Source organism: Pseudochrobactrum asaccharolyticum (genome assembly GCF_003314995.1).
GTDB lineage: Bacteria > Pseudomonadota > Alphaproteobacteria > Rhizobiales > Rhizobiaceae > Pseudochrobactrum > Pseudochrobactrum asaccharolyticum.
The window spans coordinates 199068-221988 of record NZ_QNRH01000005.1 but is presented as its reverse complement, the minus strand read 5'-3'; the positions used below and the strand labels follow the sequence as shown (position 1 = coordinate 221988).

The following is a 22921-nucleotide window of genomic DNA, read 5'->3' as shown; positions in this document are numbered from 1 at the left end:
TTATGGAAATCTATGTAACGCTTATTCAGCTGCTCGATTCAACACTGCGTCTGTCTGCGCCTTTGCTGTTTGCTTGTCTTGCAGGGCTTTATTCCGAGCGCGCAGGGATCGTTGATATCGGTCTTGAGGGTAAAATGCTGGCTGGTGCCTTTGCTGCCGGTACAGTTGCAGCCATTAGCGGTTCTGCCATTGCCGGTCTTGGTGCTGCTTTGCTGGTAGCCATGCTGTTGTCACTGGTGCATGGTTTTGCTTCGATTACCCATCGGGGCAATCAGATTGTTTCCGGTCTGGCGATCAACTTCATTGCTGCCGGTACAACAATTATTCTCGGCCAAGCATGGTTCGGACAGGGCGGCCGCACGCCGTCTTTGCCAAACAGCGCACGCTTCACCGCGATTGATTTTCCGGGAGCAGAAGCGGTTAAGGATGTGCCGGTTATCGGCTATCTTTATGCCGAACTGATCTCCGGTCATTCCATCTTGGTTTATCTGGCCTTTTTAATGGTGCCGCTGACATGGTGGGTGCTGTATCGGACACGCTTTGGCCTGCGTTTGCGTGCCGTGGGTGAAAATCCGGCTGCAGTTGATACTGCCGGTATTTCGGTGCCATGGCTGCGTTACCGCGCGGTGATGATCTGCGGTCTGCTTTGCGGACTGGCCGGTGCCTATCTGGCAACAGCGCAGGGCGCTGGTTTCGTCAAAGATATGACCGCCGGTAAAGGTTATATCGCGCTGGCTGCATTGATTTTCGCGAAATGGCGTCCGGTACAGGCAATGTTTGCTTGTCTGCTGTTCGGCTTTCTTGATGCCTCGGCAATCCGTCTGCAAGGGCAGTCTCTGCCGCTGATCGGCGATGTGCCAGTGCAGTTCATGCAGGCACTGCCATATATTCTGACAGTCATTCTGCTGGCCGGATTTATCGGTAAGGCGACCCCGCCAAAAGCCGGTGGGATTCCTTACGTGAAAGAACGCTAAATGCCTGTTTCAAAAGACACCAGACCGGCCTGCAAATAGCAATTTCCTGTGTTCCGGTGCTCACGTACCACTAAGTACGCTGCGCTCCGGTACTCGGAAATCACCATTTTCGTCACGGCCTGCTGCTTTTTAATTCAGGCATTGAAACCAAATGTGAAAATTGAGGAGGGGCTGATATGGCTCAGGATTTATTTGATGCAGCTTTCGCTGCAATGCAGAAATGTCATGCCCCTTACTCGAAATTTCCGGTTGGTGCTGCCTTGCGCACCAAAGACGGGCGGATTTATTCCGGCTGTAATATTGAGGTCATTTCCTTCCCGGAAGGCTGGTGTGCGGAGACCACCATGCTGTCGCATTATGTGATGGATGGCGGCGGTGAGATCGCCGAAATTTTGGTAATGGCTGAAAAACTGGAAAAGTGTTCGCCATGTGGCGGTTGCCGCCAGCGTCTGGCAGAATTTGCCGGTGCCGATGTGCCGCTGCATTTGTGTGACAGTTCCGGTGTTGTGCAAACTGTGACCATGCGCGAATTGCTGCCTTTCAGCTTCCAGACTGATGTGATCGGTTAAAGCCATGACTGAAGCTGCTCTGATTTTACGTGCCCGTCTGAATGAGGCTTTTGCCGGTGAAACACTGAAAACAGCAATTGTGCTGGGGTCTGGTCTTGGCGGGCTGGTTGGTGAACTCGATGATCCGGTGCATATCCGCTATTCAGATCTGCCGGATTTTCCTAAAAGCGGTGTCAGCGGCCATGCTGGCGAGGTGGTTGTCGGTCGCCTTTCCGGCAAACTGGTGATGGTGCTGGCAGGTCGTGCGCATTATTACGAGCAGGGCAATGCAAGTGCCATGCGTCCAGTGCTGCAAACACTGAAAGCGCTCGGTCTTGAAATGCTGATCCTGACCAATGCTGCCGGTTCTGTCGTGCAGCATATGGCACCGGGCAGCGTGATGCTGATTGATGATCATATCAATTATTCCGGCATGAACCCGCTGATCGGTGAACATACGGAAGCGCGGTTTACCGGTATGACCGCAGCCTATGACGGAGAGCTGAAACAGGCCTTCCGCGATGCGGCACAAAAGGCTGGTGAGACCCTGCATGAGGGCGTCTATATGTGGTTCTCCGGCCCGTCTTTTGAGACACCGGCGGAAATTCGCATGGCACGTATTCTCGGTGCCGATGCTGTGGGCATGTCTACGGTGCCGGAAGTGATCCTGTCGCGTTTTCTGGGGCTGCGTGTTGCTGCCTGCTCGGTTATTACCAATTATGGTGCGGGTATGAGCGGTGATGAATTATCCCATGATGAGACCAAAACCATGGCGCCGCTGGGCGGGCAGAAGCTGCAAAAAATCATCAAAATACTGGTCGGCGACATCGGCTAAATACGTCTAAAATAAACAGACAGAGTATTCTGGGAGGGATGCCATGCTGCCGCAGGAGATTATTCGGACAAAACGTGACCGTCAGGTTTTAAGCGCTGAAGCGATCACGGCATTTGTGCGCGGTATAACCGATGGCAGCGTGAGCGAAGGGCAGATTGCTGCCTTTGGTATGGCGGTTTATTTTAACGGGATGAACCGCGATGAGGCGGTAGCGCTGACAACAGCGATGCAATATTCCGGTGATGTGCTGGAATGGCGTGACCTCGACGGGCCTGTGGTGGATAAACATTCTACGGGTGGTGTGGGCGATAATGTTTCGTTGATGCTGGCACCGATTGTTGCTGCTTGTGGTGCCTATGTGCCGATGATTTCCGGTCGTGGGCTTGGCCATACCGGTGGTACGCTGGACAAGATGGATGCGATCCCCGGCTATCAGAGTTATCCGGATAAGGCTTTGTTTGACAAAGTGGTGCGCGATTGCGGCTGCGCCATTATTGGCCCGACAGGTGATCTCGCTCCGGCGGATAAGCGCTTCTATGCGGTGCGTGATGTGACAGCGACAGTGGAATCTATTCCGCTGATTACGGCATCTATTCTCTCGAAAAAACTGGCTTCCGGTATTGGTGGTCTGGTGCTGGATGTGAAGACCGGCAGCGGTGCGTTCATGCCGACCTACGATGATGCCAAAGCACTGGCACAAAGTCTGGTGCAGGTTGCCAATGGCGCTGGTCTGCCGACCAGTGCACTGATTACCGATATGAACGAACCGCTTGCTGATTGCGCTGGTAATGCCGTGGAAGTGCAAAATGCCGTTGATTTTTTGACAGGGGCAATACAACAGCCACGCTTGGCCGAAGTGGTGCTTAATCTTGCCGCCCACATGCTGGTGACGGCAGGACTGGCTAAAAATATTGACGATGGTCTGGCACAAACCGGAGCGGTGTTAAAGAATGGCCGTGCCGCAGAAAAATTCGGCCTTATGGTGGCTGGACTTGGCGGGCCTGCGGATTTTGTTGAGAAGGCAGCGCACTACTTACCCGTATCTAATGTACAAATTCCGGTGCGTGCTGCCGTTGACGGATACATCAGTACTATTGATACCCGTGCAATCGGCATGAGTGTGGTGGCCTTGGGCGGGGGGCGTATGCGCCCGCAGGATCAGATTGATCCGGCTGTTGGTGTGACTGATATTCTGCCGCTTGGCAGCGGAGTGAAGGCCGGTGACGTACTGGCAGTCATTCATGCGCAGACGCAGGATAAAGCTGATACGGCCGTGCAAATGGTGCAACAGGCAATGGGGATCTGTGAGGCCAAGCCGCAGGCTTATCCGGTGATCTATGAGACGGTCACTTTGTGATTTATAAAATTATAGTGATCACTATATAATTTTATTGAAAAGCAGATTTTCAGATTTATCTATCAGGTCTCGTTATTAATCATGAGGCTGAGATGTCTGATTTTAAAAACAAAAATATACTGGTGATTGGCGGTAGCCGTGGCATTGGCGCAGCAATTGTCAAGCGCTTTGCAAGTGAAGGTGCTGCCGTGAAATTCACCTATGCGGCCTCAGTTGATGCCGCTAAGACGCTGGCAGATAAAACCGGTGCTGAGGCTATTCATTCGGACGCTACGGACTTGCAGGCTCTGGTGCAAACTGTGCGTGATGCGGGGCCTGTTGATGTACTGGTGGTTAATGCCGGTGTTGTTATGTTTGGTGATCCCCTTGAGCTGGATGCAGCCGAGGTTGAACGGATGATCGACCTGAATATCAAGGCACCTTATTTTGCTGCGGTGGAAGCTGCACGCACCATGCCTGACGGCGGTCGTATTCTGGTCATTGGTTCTGTGAATGCAGATCGCGTTCCTTTTACGGGGCTCGCTGCCTATGGCATGACCAAATCAGCCTTGCAGGGTATGGCGCGCGGTTTGGCACGTGACTTCGGGCATCGTTCAATCACAGTGAATATTATTCAGCCAGGCCCGACAGATACGGATATGAACCCAGCCGATGGCCCGATGACAGAACTGATGCATAGCGTGATGGCATTGAAACAGCATGGCACAGCCGATGAAGTTGCCGGTCTTGCTGCCTATCTGGCAAGCAAGGAAGCCCGTGGCATAACCGGCGCGATGCATACGATTGACGGTGGTTTCGGCGCATAAAACTGCCGGTCACTTTAAAAATCAAGGCCCCGGAAAGCTATTTCCGGGGCCTTGATTTTAAGGAGTGACGATGAAATCGCCTCAATTATTTGCAACCGTACATACGGTCGCTTTATTGATTATTTGGTGCCGTACATACGGTCACCGGCATCACCGAGACCCGGAACAATATAACCGTCTTCATTCAGCTTCTCATCAATTGCTGCTGTGTACATCGGTACATCCGGATGTGCTTCAGCAAAATGTTTGATGCCTTCCGGTGCTGCCAGCAGGCAGAGGAAGCGGATATTGCTCGCACCGCGCTTTTTCAGCATGGTGATTGCTTCAACAGCGGAGTTGCCGGTCGCCAGCATCGGATCAACAACGATAATCAGACGATTGACGATATCTTCCGGTGCTTTGAAATAATATTCTACCGGCTGCATGGTTTTGTGGTCGCGGTAGAGACCGATATGGGCAACGCGTGCTGCCGGTACCAGATCCAGCATACCTTCCAGAAGACCGTTACCTGCACGCAGGATGGATGCAAAAACCAGTTTCTTGCCGTCAAGGATCGGCGATTCCATTGGCTGCATCGGGGTCTCGATCATGGTGGTTGTCAGATCGAGATCGCGGGTCACTTCATAGCAGAGCAGAAGGGAAATCTCTTTCAGCAACCGCCGGAAGCTGGCGGTTGAAGTTTCTTTCATGCGCATGATGGTGAGCTTGTGCTGGACAAGCGGATGATCAACGACCGTGATGCTCATAATATACCGCTGCTTTCAAAAATTTATTTTTCACATTATTAGCCGAAGCCGATGAATTTTCCAGACCGCAATAAGCCAAAATACCGGTAGGGAAAAGCAGAGAGGTGTCTTTTTGCCCCGTTTTATACAATTCTCTGGCCTGAAAGTCCGGCTTTGGCGGTGAATGTGCAGAGCTACACGAAACTGTGACGGGTTTTATACGCTAAAAGAATCATTATTGCTGGCGCTTTGCGACGCAAATTTTGTTAAGTCATATCAAACTTTGCCGTATTTGCTTGTAACATCGTGCTCAGCCTTTATATGCTACTAGGCAGATGTTTCATCAGGCATAGCTTGAAATTTGCAGTTTCGGGTCTCTATGCAATGCTTTGGTTCCAACGGGTAAGTTGGGCAGGCAGGACAGGATAAATTATGAGCCAGCAACACGAAAACTCTCCGGCAGATCAGGGCGCAGACCAGAGCCGTGTCGGTGCCCATGGCGGCATGGAAAATTCTTTCGGCTTTCAGAAGGTCGATGAAGAGTCCAAGCAGGGGTTGGTGAATGAGGTTTTTCACAGTGTGGCCAAGCGCTACGATGTGATGAATGATCTGATGTCCGCCGGTCTGCACCGCGCGTGGAAAGATGCAATGGTTGCCTGGCTGGCGCCGCCGAAAATCCCGTCACATATCCAGAACTGGCGCTCGCTTGATGTGGCTGGTGGTACCGGTGATATTGCTTTCCGTATTGTTGAGGCTTCGGATCGTCAGGCGCATACAACCGTGCTTGATATTAACGGCTCCATGCTGGCTGTCGGGCAGGAACGTGCGGCCAAAAAAGGCCTGCTGAATAATGTGGATTTTGTTGAGGCAAATGCTGAGAAGCTGCCTTTCGACGATAATTCCTTTGACGCCTATACGATTGCTTTCGGTATCCGTAATGTGCCGCATATTGACTGGGCGCTGGAAGAGGCTTTCCGCGTTCTGAAACCGGGTGGTCGTTTCCTCTGTCTCGAATTTTCCGAAGTGGAAATGCCGCTGCTGGATAAAATTTATGATCAGTGGTCGTTCCATGCCATTCCGGCTATCGGCAAGATGATCACCGGTGATGCGGATTCTTATAAATATCTGGTTGAATCGATCCGTAAATTCCCGAAACAGCAGGATTTTGCCAATATGATCACTGCGGCTGGTTTCTCGCGTGTGACATGGCGCAACTTTACCGGCGGTATTGCCAGCCTGCATTCTGGTTGGAAGATTTAACTGGCCGGCTGGAAAATCTGATTATTATTTCCCGCGCATTTTAATTCCGGAAGCTGATACATAATTTCCGGAATGCGCTCTGTAAAGTGAGTGAGTTATGGGCCGCATTGCTGCTAGTTTCCGACTGATCCATGCCGGTTGGGTCATGACCCGCGAAGGTGTGATCAGCGCATTGCCGGCAGAAGGCCTGAGTGGTTTGCCTGCTTTTGCCCACCGCGTTGCAGGTGCACTGTCCCGCAAGCGTTCTCGCGATACCGCCCGTTCAGAGCGTATGTCACGGGCGATGAACCGGCTGGGGCCGTCTTATGTCAAGCTTGGGCAGTTTCTGGCCACCCGTCCTGATTTTGTCGGCAAGGAAGTCGCCGATGACCTGCAACTGTTGCAGGATCGTATGGACTTCTTTCCGGAAGAGGCTGCACGGCGCACGGTTGAAGGCTCGCTTGGTCGCACTGTCGATAATCTCTTCACGCAATTTGATCCGCCGATTGCGGCGGCCTCGATGGCGCAGGTGCATCCCGCTATTGTGGACGGCAAGCGCAAGGTTGCAGTAAAAGTTATTCGTCCGGGTGTCCGCCTGCGTTTTGCGCAGGATCTTGAAGGCTTCTTCATGGTGGCAAAATTGCAGGAGCGTTTTGTGCCGGTTACGCGCCGTTTGCGTCCTGTGATGGTTGCAGAAACGCTGGCGCAAACGACACGTATTGAGATGGATTTGCGTCTGGAAGCGGCGGCTCTGTCTGAAATTGCCGAGAATATCAAGGAAGACGAGGGTTTTCGTGTACCTGCCGTGGATTGGGAGCGCACCGGTCGCGATGTGCTAACCATGGAATGGATCGACGGCATTAAAATGTCGGATGTTGAGGGCTTACGCGCTGCCGGTTTTGATCTGCAAAAACTGGCGCGCACACTGATCCAGTCCTTCCTGCGTCATACGCTGCGCGATGGTTTTTTCCATGCGGATATGCATCCGGGCAATCTGTTTGTTGACCCTAAGGGCACAATTGTTGCCGTGGATTTCGGTATTACCGGCCGCCTGAACAAGCAACAGCGCCGTTTTCTGGCAGAAATTCTTTACGGTTTTATCACGCGCGATTATCGCCGTGTCGCCGAGGTGCATTTTGAGGCAGGCTATGTACCGCATCATCATGATGTGGCGAGCTTTGCGCAGGCAATCCGTGCGATTGGCGAGCCGATCCATGGTCAGCCCGCTGAAACCATTTCCATGGCAAAGCTGCTGACCTTGCTGTTTGAAGTAACCGAACTGTTCGACATGGAAACTCGCGCTGAACTGATCATGCTGCAAAAAACCATGGTTGTCGTGGAAGGTGTGTCGCGCACACTCGACCCGAATTTCAATATGTGGAAATCGGCTGAGCCGGTCGTTGGTGGCTGGATTCGTAAAAATCTGGGTCCTGTCGGTATTGTCGGGGATGTTAAAGAAAGCGGCATGGCGTTGCTGCATTTCATGCGTCAGACACCGGAGCTGACCAAGCGTCTGGAGCGGCTGTCCGGAGAGCTGGATAATATGGCTGCCAATGGTCTGCGTTTCGATGAGGCTACTGCTGCTGCAATCGGCAAGGCAGAGGCGCGTCATACGCGTACAGGTCGCGTGGCACTGATTGTGATCGCTGCCTGTATGGTGATCCTGACGGCAAAATTGCTCTTTTGATTGCATTGATTGCATAAATGATTGCAATTTTGAGTTTAAAAGCGATATTCTGAAAGGAATATCGCTTTTTTTGTTGGAGGCTTCCTATGGCCAGCATCACGATCCGCAACCTTGATGAAGATGTAAAAGAAGCACTACGCCGTCAGGCAGCAGCCAATGGCCGCTCGATGGAAGAGGAGGTGCGGGTTTTGCTGTCGGGCGAAACACAAGCGCCTGTGCCTTTGCCGCCTGCATCTGTTCCCGTTGCACAAAGCCTTAAAGGCAAGCGTATTCTGCTGATTATCGGTGGCGGCATTGCTGCCTATAAAGTGCTCGATCTGATCCGCCGTTTGAAAGAGCGTGGTGCTCAGGTGCGACCGGTGATGACAGAGGCCGCGCAGGCTTTTATTACACCTTTATCGGTTGGAGCATTGGCTGCCGACCATGTCTACACGGATTTATTCTCGCGTGAGGATGAGCAGGATGTCGGTCATATCAGGCTGGCGCGCGATGTTGACCTGATTGTGGTTGCGCCTGCGACCGCTGATCGTATGGCGCAGATGGTGGCAGGGCTTGGCGGTGATCTGGCGGCGGCGATTTTGCTGGCACGGAAAATTCCGGTATTGATAGCGCCAGCGATGAATCCGGCCATGTGGAATAATCCGGCAACACAACGCAATGTGAAGCTTCTGCATCAGGATGGTGTGCATTTTATCGGCCCTGAGCGCGGAGAAATGGCTGAGAAAGGTGAGGCAGGCACAGGGCGCATGAGTGAGCCTTTGCAGATCGTCGCTAAGATTGAACAATTGCTTTTGCCGCTTCAGTATCTGCCGCTGGCTGGAAAGAAGATCATCATCACATCGGGCCCGACCCATGAGCCGATTGATCCGGTGCGTTATATTGCTAATCGCTCGTCCGGCAAGCAGGGACATGCGATTGCTGCGGCTCTGGCGCGACTTGGTGCGGATGTGCGGCTGGTGGCGGGCCCTGTGACGATTCCCGATCCGCAGGGCGTTACAACCATTCATGTGGAGACGGCGCGGCAGATGCGTGATGCCGTCGAGGCGCAATTACCTGCAGATGCCGCTGTGATGGTTGCGGCCGTTGCCGACTGGCGCACAGCCAATGCGGCGGATCAGAAGATCAAAAAACAAGCAGGTGAAGCGGCGCCGTCTTTGCAAATGGTGGAAAACCCTGACATTCTCGCAACGATTGGTCATCATGCACAACGCCCGCATTTCGTGGTTGGTTTTGCGGCCGAGACGCAGAATGTGGTCGATAATGCCCGTAAAAAGCTGGATAAAAAAGCCGCGGACTGGATTGTCGCTAACAATGTGAGCTTTGCCGAGGATGGTTCCAGTGTGATGGGCGGCGACCATAATCAGGTGCTGGTAGTCAGCCGTGACGGCGTGGATGAATGGCCGCTGCTGAATAAAGATGAAGTTGCACAGCGTTTGGCTGAGAAGATCGCAGACGCTTTAAGTTGATAAAATTTCACGAAACTTCAGCTGCCTAAAAATAAGGCGCACTATAGTGTGCTGCTTTATTTTTAGGCGTTTTGTTTTTTGCACCCTCTATCAAGGCATATGTTCGCTATTTGGGTGCAACCTGAGCGCTCAAAAAATATTTTATAATCTGAAATTATTTTCTCACAAAATCAGTGTCTTGTAATTTGCAGACTATAGATGCGGTCTGATTTTTCAGTTTTTGGCATGAAAATTGCTTTGTTTTCCTTGAGCCAAAGGAGTTACGCCTTTTGCGAAACCTCCGGCAGACAGGGAGATTTTGATGCTTATTTTCGGAGAACCCAGATTATCAATATGTAACAAGATAAAAATGACAGGCTGTGCCTTGGTGCTTTGGTCTGTTGCTATGGCGGCACAGGCTCATGCTCAGGCACCGGATGCGGTTGCTGATACCGGTGACACCGCGTGGATGCTGACATCCACATTGCTGGTTTTGCTGATGACTATACCGGGGGTGGCGCTGTTCTATGGCGGTATGGTGCGCGGCAAAAATGTGCTGGCGACAACGATGCAGAGTTTTGCGATTGCCTGTCTTGCATCGGTACTCTGGATGGTTGCAGGCTATTCGCTGGCATTTAGCGATGGCGGTTCTGCCAATGCTTTTATCGGCGGATTATCGAAAGCGTTTTTTGCCGGTGTAACGCCTGCCTCGCTTACCGGCACAATCCCTGAATATGTGTTTATTACGTTTCAGATGACTTTTGCGATCATCACGCCTGCGCTGATAGTGGGTGCTTTTGCCGAGCGCATGAAATTCTCAGCCCTGCTGGTTTTCACTATTTTATGGTTGTTCATTGTCTATGTACCGGTGGCGCATTGGGTGTGGGGCGGTGGTTTTCTTGGCGGTGACGGCGTGCTGGATTTTGCCGGTGGTACGGTGGTGCATATCAATTCCGGTATTGCCGGTCTGGTGGTGGCGCTGATGCTGGGTAAGCGTGACGGCTACGGACAGGTCAATATGGCGCCGCATAATCTGGTTTATTCGCTGATTGGTGCATCACTGCTCTGGGTTGGCTGGTTCGGATTCAATGCGGGTTCTGCCGGTGGTGCCAATAGTATCGCTGCCGTGGCTATGGTGAATACGCAGGTTGCTGCCGCAGCCGCAGCGCTGAGCTGGATGGTGGTGGAATGGTTGATCAACAAGCGTCCGAGTGTGCTGGGGATTATCTCCGGTGCCGTGGCAGGGCTGGTGGGTGTTACGCCTGCAGCGGGCTTTGTTAATCCGTCAGGTGCATTGATGATCGGTGTGGCATCCGGTGCGGGTTGCTATTTTGCAGCTGTGAAACTCAAGCACTGGCTTGGCTATGACGATAGTCTGGATGCGTTTGGTGTGCATGGCGTCGGCGGTATTATCGGGGCATTGCTGACCGGCCTGTTTGCTGATGCTGCGATCAATCCGCTCTCAGAAGGCGCGACAGTTCTCAAGCAGCTTTATGGCGTAGTGGTAACCATGCTTTACACAGCCCTGATGACAGCACTGATTGTGACGGCCATCCGGATCTTTATGGGGCTGCGTGTATCCAAGGCCACAGAAATTGAAGGCCTTGATATTAATCTGCACGGCGAGACCGTGCATTCCTGAGATAAAAGTTCAGCCGCCGAGGGGCTGCCGCGTAACCGGTTCTGTCAGATCATCCGCAGAAGATGACAACAGAACCCGGTTGCGCGGAACTCATTTATTTCTTGATGTCGCGAACCTGATAATCTTTGATCGCGGCAAACTTAATGGCCTTCCAGCGTTCTGCTTCATAGTTCAGCGAGAATGCATTCGGTGTCAGATAAACCGGGTCATTATCCAGATCATGCGCAATATCAGCACGATGGGTCGTGATGAAGCGGTTCAGTTCTGCCGGATCATCGGAAGAAATCCAGCGGCACAGGCTGAAGCGCGACATTTCAAAGCCAACCGGCAGCGAATATTCGATCTTGAGGCGCTCGGTCAGAACGTCGATCTGCAGCGCACCAACCACGCCGACAATCGCCGGAGAGCCGTCATCCGGCAGGAACAGCTGTACCACGCCTTCTTCAGCCATTTGCTGCAGTGCTTCGCGCAGTTTCTTGGCCTTCATCGCATCGTCAAGACGAACACGGCGCAGGATTTCCGGCGCGAAGTTCGGTACACCGCGGAACAGCAGGTCTTCACCCTCTGTCAGTGTGTCGCCGATGCGCAAAGTACCGTGGTTCGGAATACCAACCACGTCACCAGCATATGCCTCATCAGCAATTTGACGGGAGCGGGCAAAGAAGAATTGCGGGGCAGAAAGGCTCATTGGTTTGCCGGTACGTACCAGCTTGGCTTTCATGCCGCGGGACAATTTACCGGAGCAAACACGCAGGAAGGCAATACGGTCACGATGGTTCGGGTCCATATTCGCCTGAATTTTGAACACGAAGCCGGTCATTTTTTCTTCATCAGCTTCGACGCGGCGGGTATCGGCTTCCTGTGCACGCGGGCTCGGGCCGAAATCACAGAATGCTTCAATCAGGTCGCGCACACCGAATTTCTTCAGCGCAGAGCCGAAATAGACCGGTGTCAGATGACCTTCACGGAAAGATTGCAGGTCAAACTCACGGCAGACGCCGCGCGCCATTTCCACGCTTTCAATGAAGTTTTCACGTTCATTTTCCGGCAACAGACCGGCAGCCAGCGCATCATCAGGGCCGCTGACCGGTGTCGGCTGCTCTTCCGCATCCTGACGGCGGATGGTGTTGTTGTGCAGATCATAAGTGCCGGCAAAGCTCTTGCCGGAGCCGATCGGCCATGTAATCGGTGCTGTATCCAGCGCCAGCTTTTCTTCGATCTCGTCGAGAATTTCAAACGGGTCGCGGGCTTCACGGTCCATCTTATTGATGAAAGTGACAATCGGAATGTCACGCATACGGCAGACTTCAAACAGTTTCAACGTCCGTGGCTCAATACCTTTGGCGGCATCAATAACCATGACGGCACTGTCAACGGCTGTCAGCGTGCGATAGGTGTCATCGGCAAAGTCTTCGTGACCCGGTGTATCCAGCAGGTTGAAGATGCAGTCTTTATATTCAAAGGTCATCACCGAGGTGACAACGGAAATACCGCGATCACGCTCGATATTCATCCAGTCGGAACGGGTCTGGATGCGGTCTTTTTTGGCCTTAACTTCACCGGCAAGCTGAATAGCACCACCGAAAAGCAGCAGCTTTTCAGTCAGCGTGGTTTTACCGGCGTCCGGATGCGCAATGATCGCGAATGTGCGACGATGCGAGGCGGGGGTCGTTTGTTCAGGCATAAAGAGCTCGGATAATATTGATTGAATAGGTGCGACATGCTTTAGCAGCCTCAGGCTGTTTCGTCGACCTGAAATGCAAAAGGGTGTTTTCTGCCGTTTAAAGCAGAAAACGCCCTTTTCAGAAAAGATTTTATCAGCCGCGCATGGTCTTGAGACCAAAGCCCAGTGCAATCATTGCCCAGCCCTGGAACACGAGATCAATGGCAAGGAACATGCCGAGGATCCACAGGCTGTTTACCGGCCAGCCGATGGCAATAACAATACCGGCCAGAGCCGTGATCAGGCCACCAACGAACATCCAGCCCCAGCCTTTAACGCTGCGGCTCTGGAAAGCGACCCACATGCGGAAAACACCGGAGCCGAGCAGGGCGGCGGCGATGAAGATTGTGATAATGCTGGAAGCAAGGAACGGGTTAAGAAAGGTCAGAACACCGGCAGCAGCGTAAAGCGCACCGCTGATCATCCAGAAGAAGAAGCTTTTCCATGTCTGTACACTGAATGCGTGGATGATCTGAACAATACCGGCAATCAGGATGGTAATGCCGACATAATAAACTGATGCAACGGTTGCAAAAAGCAGATTACCGAAAGCAATGCCGCCGAGCATCAGCATGAGAATACCCAGAACAATGAACCAGCCCCATTTGTTGGTCAGGGAGCTGATGGCTTGTGCAGGGGTTTTAATACCTGATGATAAAGACATGTTTGTTATCCTGTTGGTGAAGTAATATGCTTCTATTAAAAGATGATCATATTAAATTTATTGCAAAATTCAAATGATTATAATGTGATATTGGCTTTCTATATTCAAATAATGCTGTTTTAAATCTGCTTGTGTTGCGGGAATGATGGCCGTTGCCGATGTGTGCAGAGCGTGTTTATTGTGTTCTTCACAGAGTGCATGATCATGATGAAATTCTTTTGCCAAAGCCTCATGATTGCTGATAATTTGCGCGCATGTTTGACACGCTGATTTCATACTGGCCGGTCTACTGGCCGCATATCGTGCTCGGATCGTCGCTGATTATCGGCGCGGTTGCAGCTATTCACGCCACCATGACCAAAGAAGAGGTGCGTTCAGCACTGGGCTGGGTCGGCGTTATCATGCTTTCCCCGTTTATCGGGGCGCTGGTCTATGCCATTGCCGGTGTGAACCGCATGCGGCGGTCTTCGCTGACCGTTCAGCGTGATGGTATGACCGATATCGAGCTTTATCATCTGTCACATTATGATGCTTCACCGGATCAGGTGCGTGATGTCAGCGGTAATAATTTTATCGCCATGAAACGGCTGGGTGATGTCGTCAGTCGTTGTAATCTGACCTCGGGTAACAGTATCGAGGTTCTGCAAAGTGGCGATATTGCCTATGCCGCAATGCTGGAAGCGATTGGTCAGGCCAAACGCAGTATTTTGCTGGAAACCTATATTTTTGATAATGACGAGATCGGTAAGAAATTTGCCGATGCGCTTGGCAAGGCGGTAATCCGTGGTGTGGAAGTGCGGGTACTGGTCGACGCGGTTGGTGCGCGTTACTCAACGCCGAGCATTGTCGGGTTGCTGCGTTCCAAAACCGTGCGTGCGGAAGTTTTTAACGGCCAGCTGATTATGGGCTTGCGACTGCCTTATGCAAATTTGCGTACCCACCGTAAAATCCTGATTATTGACGGTGAAATTGCCTTTACAGGCGGCATGAATATCCGTGCGGGATTTACAAAAGAATTCGCTCAGGACCATGCAGCGCAGGATACGCATTTTCGCCTGACAGGGCCGGTTGTCACCGATATTTTTAACACTGCATCCGAAGACTGGCGCTTCACGACGGATGAGCATCTGAGTGGTATTGCATGGGCGGTAACGCCGCCTGCCTTCCATCCGGGTGAAGGGCTGTTGGTACGTGCTGTGCCTTCAGGGCCGGATAAGAGCCTTGAAACCAATCATAAAATCATGATGGGCGCTTTTTCCGTGGCGGAAAAGCATATCCGCATTATGACACCTTATCTGCTGCCGGATCGCGAGCTGGTCAGTGCGCTGGTGACAGCAGCACGGCGTGGTGTGACCGTTGATATTGTGGTGCCAGCGCAGAATAATCTGGTGCTGGTTGATATGGCAATGACGGCGCAGTTTGATCAGTTGCTCAAAGACGGTTGTCGTATCTGGCGGGCAAAAGGTGCTTTCAATCATTCAAAACTGATGAGTGTGGATGATGTCTGGGCTTATGTCGGATCCAGTAATCTCGATCCGCGTTCCTTGCGACTGAATTTCGAGATTGATCTGGAAGTCTATGACGCTAAAACGGCTGCGGCACTTTCAAAGCGCATTGATCAATATGTGGCAACCGGCACGAGCGTCAAACTGGCCGAGTTGAAAAAGCGGCCGTTTTCTCGCCGCCTACTGGAGCGAATTGTCTGGCTGGGATCTCCTTATCTGTAGGCGGAGAGCGGCTCGTCTTGTTCGGCTTCACGGCTTTCCAACGCCTTGAGATCAAGATGTGCTTTGATCGGCAGGTGATCTGAGGCGAGGCGTGCCAGCGGCGTGTTGTGAACCTCTACGGAGGTCACAAGCTGCTGCGGACGGCTGAGAATGCGGTCGAGTGCCAGAACAGGGAAGCGGGACGGAAAACTCGGTACAGCACCTGCTGTCAGATTGAACACCGGTTGCAAATTGGCCAGAGAAGAGCCTTTGCCAACGCGCCATTCATTGAGGTCGCCAATCAGAATCGTCGGGCGCTCATTATCCTCACGGATCATCGAGAGCAGGGTTTCTGCCTGCCGTGAACGGGAATGTTTCAGCAGGCCGAAATGCGCGGCGATAATGCGTAATGGGCCGTCTTCCAGATCGATATCGGCAACGACTGCGCCGCGTGGTTCAACACCGGGCAATTTCAGCTGGTGAATGTCGCGCACCAGCCCCTGCCGGAACAGCAGGAGGTTACCGTGCCAGCCATGACCATCCGGAGACATGGTTTGGATCGGTACAGGTACCAGACCGCTGTCACGCTCAAGATTTTGCAGGTTGAGCAGACCTTTGCGCTCGCCAAAGCGTTTGTCAGCTTCCTGAATGGCGATGATATCCGCATTGAGCTCGGAAATGACCTGAGCAGTGCGTTCGGGATCAAATTTCTTATCGATGCCGATACATTTATGCACATTATAGGAGGCAATGACTGTATCGCCGCTGGGATTATTATCTGCCAGAGGGCGGTAGCCGCGCCGGTTGCGTATCGCTTTCAGAACAGTCTGGGGAAGTTTCCTGTCATGCAATGTTTTACGCAAGCGTCGTTTCCTTATTGCGGCGGTCTTTATGCAGGTCTGAAACCTGGCCGGTTATTAAAAATACCGGCCGTAACCGTATATATAGGGTTTCGATGGCTGCGGAGCAACATCAAGGCCGATATTCGTGGTTTTCAGAGCATCGACTTGTCAAAACGGACAGCACAATTGCGGCCGCGTGCCTTAGCCATATACAGCGCTTTATCGGCATGACGCGATAGTTGTTCGCTGGTTGTACCGTCTTCCGGTGTCAGTAATGTTCCGATGCTGGCAGCGGAATAAACATCGTGTCCGCTGATTTTAAAAGGCATCCGGAAAGCCTCAACCATACGGTCAGCGATGATTTGCAAATCCGTATCATTCTGGACAGCGGGGAGAATGACACAAAACTCATCACCGCCGATGCGCACAGGAATATCATCCGCTCCAAGGACAGAACGTATTCTGTCTGCGGCTTGTTTCAGCAGGCGGTCACCGGCGGGGTGACCGTAAGTGTCGTTGATGGTTTTGAAATTATCCATATCGAGCAGCAGAATACCGGCTGATTGTTTGCTCTCGGTATGCTGACGTAAAAACGGCGCGACATGCTCTTTCAGGGCGCGACGGTTATAAAGCTGCGTCAAGGGATCGGTGAGCGCGTTTTTTCGCAGCGTAACTTTATCGCTTTGCAGCATGGTATTTTTGCGCTGCAGGCTGAGCAGCGCGCTGGCCAGTTGGGCAAAGCTGCGCATTTCGGCACATTGATGAGAGTCGAAATCGCGTGGCTTGGTGTCGATGACGCAGAGCGCACCTAATGTCAGCCCTTCATCAATCGCCAGCGGGAAACCGGCATAGAAGCGGAAGCCCGGTTCACCCGTTACATAGTCCTGCTGGCGGAAAGCCGGATGGAGCCGCATATCCGGCACAATTAATGGCTGACCGGAAAAGACGACATGGGTACAGCCGGATTTTTCACGCGGACAGTCTGCGGCCTTGATGCCGGAAGTGGCGGCAATGCGCTGCCAGTCTTCATCGATAATGGTGACGGAGCAGGAGGCTGCATGAAAAACATCCTGAACCAGTGTTGTCAGTATATTCAGCTCATCCGAAATAGTCAGATCTGATGGCAGGAGGCTGCGAACGGAGACGAGGCGCTCAGCTTCATTGGCAGGAACTTCAAACGGATGAGGTGTTTTCTGAATATTCAAGATATGTTCCAGATTTCTGCTGAAAGAGAAAGGTGGCATGCCTAAAAACGCAGGAACAGGTTCCTGCACAGAACGTTTTCCATGATTGTTTTCAGATTATTCTCTAATATTAGACTGCTCTTTCTTAAAAGAAAATCCAATAATCAGGGTTGCAGTGACATATTCTTGAATATGATGGCTTGTATATACGCTTATTCTTCAGTCAGCATCAGGCCGTCAAACACATCGAGCAGAGCATCTGAAATAGCAGAGCCGAGTTCGGAGGCGGTTTTTGCCAGTTCTGCTTCGTTCATATCACGTGCAGCCATCGCAAGTGCCGCCCCCTGTTGGGTGACGATTTCCTGTGCGCGCTGAATAGCCCAGAGTGCAAATTCACTGCGATTATCAATAGCGACGGTATCCATACGCATATCCTGAAAACGGGGAAAAGGGAGATATAATGATGTGTTAAACTGAAGATACAAAAAAACCCGCTTGCGCGGGTGTTTTTGTTAAAGACCTTGGTAGTCAGTCTTTATATGGTGCCCAGAAGAGGACTCGAACCTCCACGCCCTTGCGAGCGCCAGCACCTGAAGCTGGTGCGTCTACCAATTCCGCCATCTGGGCGTTGAGTGACCGTTTAAAGGGCAGAGTGATTCATGTCAACGGCATTTCATCGAAAATTGCAGAAAATTTGTATTTTTTTGAAGTTTTTTTGTTTTTTCGTCTCAGGATGGAAAATAAAATCATTTCAACAGCTTACGCGTGTGTTGTTTTCCACATGAAGCAAAGAAAAAAGCCGGACACAGAGATGTATCCGGCTTGGAATGAGTGCAGCTGAACGCTTAATATTATGCAGTCAGAACTTTTTTCGATGCAATTGTGCTGTCGGCATTGAGTTCATAGACAATCGGCACACCGGTATTCAGTTCCTGAGCGATGATTTCGTCGCTGGTCAGACCTTCGAGAGCCATGATCAGCGCGCGCAGCGAGTTGCCGTGAGCGGCAACCAGAACTTTTTCACCACGCAATACATGTGGCTGAATGGTGTGCAGATAGTATGGCCACACGCGTGCGCCGGTATCGCGCAGGCTTTCACCGCCCGGAGGTGGCACGTCGTAGGAACGGCGCCAGATGTGAACCTGCTCTTCGCCCCATTTGGCACGGGCATCATCTTTGTTGAGCCCTGAGAGATCGCCATAGTCACGCTCATTCAAGGCTACATTGCGGATGGTCTGCAGATCAGACTGACCAAGCTGATCAAGAATATGCTGGCAGGTAATCTGCGCGCGTGAGAGGTCTGATGTATAGGCAATATCAAACTGCAGGCCGGCGTCTTTCAGGCGCTGACCGGCCGCTTTGGCTTCTGCATGGCCCTGTTCGGTAAGCGATGGATCACGCCAGCCGGTAAACAGGTTTTTGAGATTCCATTCGCTTTGACCGTGACGGACAAGAACAAGGGTACGGGACATGAGATTATCTCCGGTTAGACACATCCTGAAAGGACTATGAAATGGTTATGAATAAGATCGTGGTTCAGTACAGGAAACAAATTTTACAGCGGTTCCAGTTAAGGCTGAATCGTTGAAACCGTTGTAACTATTTGTTTTTACGCATTATCCGATGCAAAACCGGTTCCCACTTTTGCCGGAAATGCTATAAGAGGGATCAGAGGCCGAGTACATCGCGCATGGAATAAAGACCAGGCTTTTTACCGCGCGCCCAGAGACCGGCTGCAACAGCACCTTCTGCGAATACGGAACGATCCTGTGCCTGATGGGTGAGGGTGATCCTTTCGGATACGCCTGCAAACATCACTGAATGTTCGCCGATGACAGAGCCGCCGCGCAAAGTTGCAAAACCGATTGTGCCGTCTTCGCGTGCGCCGGTATGGCCGTCGCGGACACGAACACTGTGATCGCTGAGATTGATATTGCGCCCCTCAGCGGCTGCTTCACCAAGCAGCAGTGCTGTGCCGGAAGGTGCGTCCACCTTATGCTTATGGTGCATTTCAAGGATTTCAATGTCGAAAGCAGAAGGCGGCAAAGCTCGGGCCGCCTGTTCCACCAAAGCCGAAAGCAGATTAACACCCAGGCTCATATTGCCGGACTTGATAATGGTTGCATGGCGGGCAGCGGCACGGATTTTTTCTTCATCTTCTTCGGAGCATCCGGTGGTGCCGATGACATGAACGATACGTGCTTGTGCGGCCAAGGCTGCATAGATCAGTGTCGTGGCCGGCGTAGTGAAATCCAGCACACCTTCGGCTTCTGCAAAAACCGGTAGCGGATCGGCAGAAAGCAGTACGCCGTTTTTACCCGTACCTGCCATCTCACCGGCATCTTGCCCGATCAGCGGAGAACCTTCACGAACAATGGCGCCGGACAGTACAGTTGCCGGATTATCGGCAATTCCGCGAATAAGTGCTTTTCCCATACGGCCTGAGGCGCCGGTAACAACAAGACGCATCGGAGCAGGGGAGTTCTGAGGGCTTGAGACAGATGCAGCCATTACTTATCCGATCAGAGTTTCACTTTGCGGGGCGGATTGCAGCTTGTAAAAACGGGCATAAACGCCGTTTTCGATTGTGATGAGATCCGCATGGCGGCCTTCTTCCACAATATTACCGGCTTCCATGACAATGATTTTATCGGCGTTGACCACAGTGGAAAGACGGTGAGCGATCACAATGGTTGTGTGATCTTTCATGATAGTTTCCAGCGCCTGTTGCACACGCTTTTCAGAATCATTGTCGAGCGCGGATGTCGCCTCATCTAACAGCAAAATCGGTGCTTTACGCACAATAGCGCGCGCAATAGACAAACGCTGGCGCTGACCACCGGAGAGGGTGACACCGTTTTCGCCGACGGGGCTGTTGTAACCGAGCGGCTGACGAATGATAAATTCATGCGCATTGGCCAGTTTCGCGGCTTCAACAATTTCGTCCTGTGTCGCATCTGGACGGCCATAGCGGATATTATCCGCAATCGTACCTTCAAACAGATAAGGCTGCTGTGATACATAAGCTACGGAGCGGCGCAGTGAATTGACCGTCACACCGGCAATATCCTGATCATCAATAAAGATTCGTCCGCTATCAACATCATAGAAACGCTGGAGCAGGGTAATCAGAGTGGATTTGCCAGCACCCGATGCTCCGACAATCGCAGTGGTTTCACCGGCTTTAGCGATAAAGCTGATGCCATTGAGAACCTGCTGATATTCAGGACTGTCTTTCGGATGATAGGCAAAATGCACATCATCAAATTGTACAGTGCCTTCTTTAACCTGCAAGTCTGTGGCATCAGCACGATCGGACTGTGCTGGTTTGAGATCCAGAATTTCATAAATCATCCGTGCATTGACCAATGCACGTTCCAGGCTGACCTGCAGGCGGGCAAGACGGCGTGCAGGATCATAGGCCAGCATCATCGAGGTGATGAAAGCGAACATGGTTCCCGGCGGTTGCTGTTCAGCAATGGCGCGATAACCAGCATAGGCAATCACAGAGGCAATCGCGATACCGGCGAGAATTTCTGAAATCGGCGTAACACGTTCTGAAACACTGGCGATCTTATTCGAGCGGGCTTCAGCCTGTTCAATCAGTTTGTTGATTTTACCACGCAGCTGATCTTCCATTGTGAAGGCTTTGACAATAGCAATACCTTGTGTGGTTTCCTGCATCGCGCCAAGTAAATGCGAATTCAGATGCACGACTTCGCGGGTTACAGTGCGGATACGGCGCGACACATAGGTCACAGTCAGAATCAGCGGAGGGGCAATCAGCAATGAAAAGAGTGACAGATAAGGCTCTTGATAAATCATAATACCAAGCAAGCCGATCAGCATTACCGCATCGCGGGCAACGGATGTGATCGTCATGTTCATCAGGTCACGCATACCACCGATATTCTGGTTGATTTGTGCGGCGAGATGACCGGAGCGATGGTCATTATAGAAATTCAGTCCCAGCTTCATCAAGTGGGCGAAAACGCGTTTCTGATAAATAGCTGCCAGGTTGTTACCGATTTTTGCAAGCTGTACCGCCTGAATAAAACTGCCTAACCCGCGTAAAATAAAGGCAAGCAGGATAGAACCGGCAATATAGATAATCAGGTCTGCGCGTTGCTTGTAGAAAATGTCATTGATGACATCGCGCATAATATAGCCGACAAAAACCGTAGCACCGGAAATCATCAGGGAGCCGGCAATGGCTTTAAGATAAGAAAATTTATGAGCGGAAAAATTTTCAGAAAGCACACGACGGATCATCTGTGTGGTTTCAGCGGGATCGATTTTCTTCTTCTTTTTAAATAAACTCACGGTCAGGGAAAATCCTGCTGCTGGTTATCGGAATTGACTATCAGGACGTGTTGCACCTGCCGGTCATGGTTTTCTATAAAGCCGTAGAAAGCATTTGACCATGCCCTCAGTGAAGGCATGGTCAATTCCGTTCAGGATTTTCCGCTATATCCTTAAAAAGTCAACGCCAGCGACGGCCATCGGTATGAATATCAAAGCGCGATGGTGTGCGGGCATAGGCTGCAAGGCCTGCAATAGCTGCCCGCGGATGGGTGATGACATAAATAGGGATGGATTTGAGAATAGACTGATGCGGCGCTTTATCTTCAAATGCTGCGCGGAAACTGCCGGTACGCAGGGCAGAAAGAATACGCTGCGGTATGCCGCCGGACAGATAAACACCGCCCTGCGCCATGAAAATCAGAGCGAGATCACCCGCAAGACGGCCGAGATAAATCGCGAAAAGCTCTAATGTCTCAATGGCCTGTGCATTGCTTTTATCCAGAGCCGCATCGGTGATTTCTGCCGGTGTGACAAGGGAAGGGCTAATTGCGTCTGCCTGACAGATCGCCTGATAAATATGTTGCAAGCCGCGTCCGCACAGAAGTTGTTCGGCAGAAACACGGCCGTCAATCTTTTCAATAAACGGGAAGATTTGCAGATCACGCTCCGAGCGCGGGCCGAAATCGACATGGCCGCCTTCACCCGGAACCGGCACCCATGTCTGGCGCGAGCGGATCAGACCTGCAACACCAAGGCCGGTGCCAGGCCCCAGCACAACACGCTTGCCATTCGGGTGACTGGTTTCACCGCCGATATTTTCCAGATGCTTCTCATCAAGCGATACAACAGCGAGAGCCTGCGCTTCAAAATCATTGAGGACAGTGATGTCTTGCAGGTTGAAGCGTTCCATCATCTGACGGGGTTTGACCACCCAATGACAATTGGTCAGAGGAATTTCATCACCCTCTACCGGACCGGCAATTGCGATAACGGCCGAACGTGGCTGAATGGAAGTATGATCCAGCACAACTGACTGAATGGCATCTTCCAGAGTTTCAAAATCTTGTGTGAGGAGAATTGGAAATTCTTTTGGCTCTGCGTATGAATCTACCAGAATGGCAAAACGGGCATTGGTACCGCCGATGTCACCGATAAGGACAGGAAAAACAAAGTTCGGATCGATATTTGGCATTGTTAATACTGCTTCTCACTCTGGTTATTTTCTGATGCAGTTCCGTG

20 protein-coding genes and 1 tRNA gene are annotated in these 22921 nt (G+C 51.7%); 10 read left to right on the top strand and 11 right to left on the bottom strand.

Annotated elements, in window-relative coordinates; all coding sequences use genetic code 11:
- The first annotated feature begins 2 nt into the window (after positions 1-2).
- From DFR47_RS14805 to bdcA, 5 genes are all read left to right on the top strand, one after another.
- Positions 3-974, top strand: coding sequence for an ABC transporter permease (locus DFR47_RS14805; RefSeq protein ID WP_113945177.1), 972 nt, complete (start codon positions 3-5; stop codon positions 972-974).
- A gap of 176 nt (positions 975-1150) precedes the next feature.
- Complete coding sequence (locus DFR47_RS14795; protein ID WP_113945176.1) at positions 1151-1543, top strand: cytidine deaminase; 393 nt, start codon at positions 1151-1153, stop codon at positions 1541-1543.
- 4 nt (positions 1544-1547) lie between these two features.
- Entirely contained in the window at positions 1548-2357 is an 810-nt protein-coding gene (locus DFR47_RS14790) for a purine-nucleoside phosphorylase (RefSeq protein ID WP_113945175.1), read from the top strand.
- A gap of 43 nt (positions 2358-2400) precedes the next feature.
- A complete protein-coding gene (gene deoA, locus DFR47_RS14785; protein ID WP_113945174.1) occupies positions 2401-3714 on the top strand; it encodes a thymidine phosphorylase in 1314 nt (437 codons plus the stop codon).
- Positions 3715-3806: 92 nt separating this feature from the next.
- Complete coding sequence (bdcA, locus tag DFR47_RS14780; protein ID WP_113945173.1) at positions 3807-4520, top strand: SDR family oxidoreductase; 714 nt, start codon at positions 3807-3809, stop codon at positions 4518-4520.
- A 119-nt stretch (positions 4521-4639) separates the two neighbouring features.
- Here the strand turns inward: bdcA and upp are convergent, their stop codons facing one another.
- Positions 4640-5266: a uracil phosphoribosyltransferase gene (gene upp / locus DFR47_RS14775; RefSeq protein ID WP_210207316.1), complete on the bottom strand. Its 627-nt coding sequence runs from the start codon at positions 5264-5266 to the stop codon at positions 4640-4642.
- Positions 5267-5677: 411 nt separating this feature from the next.
- Between upp and ubiE the strand changes: the two genes are divergently transcribed.
- The 4 genes from ubiE to DFR47_RS14755 all read left to right on the top strand — a co-directional run bounded on the left by ubiE (position 5678) and on the right by DFR47_RS14755 (position 11258).
- Positions 5678-6505, top strand: coding sequence for a bifunctional demethylmenaquinone methyltransferase/2-methoxy-6-polyprenyl-1,4-benzoquinol methylase UbiE (gene ubiE / locus DFR47_RS14770; RefSeq protein ID WP_113945171.1), 828 nt, complete (start codon positions 5678-5680; stop codon positions 6503-6505).
- Between the two features lie 97 nt (positions 6506-6602).
- Entirely contained in the window at positions 6603-8171 is a 1569-nt protein-coding gene (gene ubiB, locus DFR47_RS14765) for a 2-polyprenylphenol 6-hydroxylase (protein ID WP_113945170.1), read from the top strand.
- Positions 8172-8257: 86 nt separating this feature from the next.
- A complete protein-coding gene (gene coaBC / locus DFR47_RS14760; protein ID WP_113945169.1) occupies positions 8258-9637 on the top strand; it encodes a bifunctional phosphopantothenoylcysteine decarboxylase/phosphopantothenate--cysteine ligase CoaBC in 1380 nt (459 codons plus the stop codon).
- A 385-nt stretch (positions 9638-10022) separates the two neighbouring features.
- Positions 10023-11258: an ammonium transporter gene (locus DFR47_RS14755; protein ID WP_245416583.1), complete on the top strand. Its 1236-nt coding sequence runs from the start codon at positions 10023-10025 to the stop codon at positions 11256-11258.
- A gap of 94 nt (positions 11259-11352) precedes the next feature.
- Here the strand turns inward: DFR47_RS14755 and DFR47_RS14750 are convergent, their stop codons facing one another.
- Both DFR47_RS14750 and DFR47_RS14745 read right to left on the bottom strand, forming a co-directional pair.
- The gene (locus DFR47_RS14750; protein ID WP_113945167.1) at positions 11353-12942 is read right to left on the bottom strand and encodes a peptide chain release factor 3; all 1590 of its coding nucleotides are present in this window, start codon (positions 12940-12942) and stop codon (positions 11353-11355) included.
- A gap of 133 nt (positions 12943-13075) precedes the next feature.
- Positions 13076-13645: an HdeD family acid-resistance protein gene (locus DFR47_RS14745; protein WP_113945166.1), complete on the bottom strand. Its 570-nt coding sequence runs from the start codon at positions 13643-13645 to the stop codon at positions 13076-13078.
- Positions 13646-13899: 254 nt separating this feature from the next.
- On the opposite strand from DFR47_RS14745, the gene cls reads away from it, so the two are divergent.
- On the top strand, positions 13900-15372 hold the full coding sequence (cls, locus tag DFR47_RS14735; RefSeq protein ID WP_113945164.1) for a cardiolipin synthase: 1473 nt from the start codon (positions 13900-13902) through the stop codon (positions 15370-15372).
- Here cls and DFR47_RS14730 read toward each other — a convergent pair.
- The 8 genes from DFR47_RS14730 to DFR47_RS14695 form a co-directional block, all read right to left on the bottom strand.
- On the bottom strand, positions 15363-16214 hold the full coding sequence (locus tag DFR47_RS14730) for an endonuclease/exonuclease/phosphatase family protein (protein WP_374788398.1): 852 nt from the start codon (positions 16212-16214) through the stop codon (positions 15363-15365). The genes cls and DFR47_RS14730 overlap by 10 nt on opposite strands.
- A gap of 131 nt (positions 16215-16345) precedes the next feature.
- Positions 16346-17398, bottom strand: coding sequence for a sensor domain-containing diguanylate cyclase (locus DFR47_RS14725; RefSeq protein ID WP_245416575.1), 1053 nt, complete (start codon positions 17396-17398; stop codon positions 16346-16348).
- A gap of 191 nt (positions 17399-17589) precedes the next feature.
- A complete protein-coding gene (locus DFR47_RS14720) occupies positions 17590-17802 on the bottom strand; it encodes a hypothetical protein (RefSeq protein ID WP_113945162.1) in 213 nt (70 codons plus the stop codon).
- Positions 17803-17917: 115 nt separating this feature from the next.
- Positions 17918-18004 (bottom strand) — tRNA-Leu (locus tag DFR47_RS14715).
- A gap of 224 nt (positions 18005-18228) precedes the next feature.
- Positions 18229-18849, bottom strand: a complete 621-nt coding sequence (locus DFR47_RS14710) for a 2,3-bisphosphoglycerate-dependent phosphoglycerate mutase (RefSeq protein WP_113945161.1) — start codon at positions 18847-18849, stop codon at positions 18229-18231.
- A gap of 196 nt (positions 18850-19045) precedes the next feature.
- Complete coding sequence (gene dapB, locus DFR47_RS14705) at positions 19046-19888, bottom strand: 4-hydroxy-tetrahydrodipicolinate reductase (protein WP_245416574.1); 843 nt, start codon at positions 19886-19888, stop codon at positions 19046-19048.
- A gap of 3 nt (positions 19889-19891) precedes the next feature.
- Entirely contained in the window at positions 19892-21700 is a 1809-nt protein-coding gene (locus DFR47_RS14700) for an ABC transporter ATP-binding protein (protein ID WP_170137512.1), read from the bottom strand.
- 160 nt (positions 21701-21860) lie between these two features.
- Positions 21861-22874: a glucokinase gene (locus tag DFR47_RS14695; RefSeq protein WP_113945159.1), complete on the bottom strand. Its 1014-nt coding sequence runs from the start codon at positions 22872-22874 to the stop codon at positions 21861-21863.
- Positions 22875-22921: the final 47 nt, after the last annotated feature.

Coding starts and splice junctions, on each gene's coding strand:
- DFR47_RS14805 (WP_113945177.1), top strand. CDS start 3: ATGGAAATCTATGTAACGCTTATTCAGCTGCTCGATTCAACACTGCGT.
- ubiB (WP_113945170.1), top strand. CDS start 6,603: ATGGGCCGCATTGCTGCTAGTTTCCGACTGATCCATGCCGGTTGGGTC.
- DFR47_RS14750 (WP_113945167.1), bottom strand. CDS start 12,942: ATGCCTGAACAAACGACCCCCGCCTCGCATCGTCGCACATTCGCGATC.
- cls (WP_113945164.1), top strand. CDS start 13,900: ATGTTTGACACGCTGATTTCATACTGGCCGGTCTACTGGCCGCATATC.
- DFR47_RS14710 (WP_113945161.1), bottom strand. CDS start 18,849: ATGTCCCGTACCCTTGTTCTTGTCCGTCACGGTCAAAGCGAATGGAAT.
- DFR47_RS14795 (WP_113945176.1), top strand. CDS start 1,151: ATGGCTCAGGATTTATTTGATGCAGCTTTCGCTGCAATGCAGAAATGT.
- DFR47_RS14695 (WP_113945159.1), bottom strand. CDS start 22,874: ATGCCAAATATCGATCCGAACTTTGTTTTTCCTGTCCTTATCGGTGAC.
- DFR47_RS14755 (WP_245416583.1), top strand. CDS start 10,023: ATGGCGGCACAGGCTCATGCTCAGGCACCGGATGCGGTTGCTGATACC.
- deoA (WP_113945174.1), top strand. CDS start 2,401: ATGCTGCCGCAGGAGATTATTCGGACAAAACGTGACCGTCAGGTTTTA.
- DFR47_RS14745 (WP_113945166.1), bottom strand. CDS start 13,645: ATGTCTTTATCATCAGGTATTAAAACCCCTGCACAAGCCATCAGCTCC.
- dapB (WP_245416574.1), bottom strand. CDS start 19,888: ATGGCTGCATCTGTCTCAAGCCCTCAGAACTCCCCTGCTCCGATGCGT.
- coaBC (WP_113945169.1), top strand. CDS start 8,258: ATGGCCAGCATCACGATCCGCAACCTTGATGAAGATGTAAAAGAAGCA.
- DFR47_RS14790 (WP_113945175.1), top strand. CDS start 1,548: ATGACTGAAGCTGCTCTGATTTTACGTGCCCGTCTGAATGAGGCTTTT.
- bdcA (WP_113945173.1), top strand. CDS start 3,807: ATGTCTGATTTTAAAAACAAAAATATACTGGTGATTGGCGGTAGCCGT.
- ubiE (WP_113945171.1), top strand. CDS start 5,678: ATGAGCCAGCAACACGAAAACTCTCCGGCAGATCAGGGCGCAGACCAG.
- DFR47_RS14720 (WP_113945162.1), bottom strand. CDS start 17,802: ATGGATACCGTCGCTATTGATAATCGCAGTGAATTTGCACTCTGGGCT.
- upp (WP_210207316.1), bottom strand. CDS start 5,266: ATGAGCATCACGGTCGTTGATCATCCGCTTGTCCAGCACAAGCTCACC.